The sequence below is a fragment of the Stenotrophomonas maltophilia group sp. RNC7 genome, assembly GCF_030910085.1.
Taxonomy (GTDB): Bacteria; Pseudomonadota; Gammaproteobacteria; order Xanthomonadales; family Xanthomonadaceae; genus Stenotrophomonas; species Stenotrophomonas sepilia.
Map to the genome: position 1 here is coordinate 1 of NZ_JAVFVN010000734.1, position 489 is coordinate 489.

Sequence of the window (489 nt, forward strand, 5' to 3'; positions counted from 1 at the left end):
ATACGCATGTCAACAACGAGCTCGGCATTATGAGCTCGCGCGATATGACTGATATCGGGACTGAGAAAGGGGGAGATGTAAGAGACTAGTTCGTCCTGGAGGCAGGCAGGTTTCGTATACTAGATGATGTGATGTGTACTAAATAGTCTTAATCGAAAGAAGTGACTTATATGAGTGCGGGCATTATGGACATTATTCCTGGAGCTGTAAGCTTGTTATCTGCTGGTTTAGCTACAACTGCATTAGTAAAAACCTTACGGGGAATTGAAGATAAAAACAAGAAGAGAATTGCACAATTCGAATCGGCGTTACTAAATGCGTTAAAAATTTCTTCAATCGATGATATAAAAGACGTTCAAAACTTGTACATTGGAATAGGAATAACAAACGATATAAATAAACAAGAATATGCAATAACCAACTTATTAAGAGAATTCTTAGTAAATTTAATATCAAATAAGTTTGAAGCAAGTGAACAACAGATTCGCG

1 protein-coding gene is annotated in these 489 nt (G+C 36.8%); it reads left to right on the forward strand.

Annotated features, from left to right (window positions below):
- Positions 1-170: 170 nt before the first annotated feature.
- A partial coding sequence (locus RCF13_RS16135; RefSeq protein ID WP_308141341.1) for a hypothetical protein occupies positions 171-489 on the forward strand: 319 nt, incomplete at its 3' end.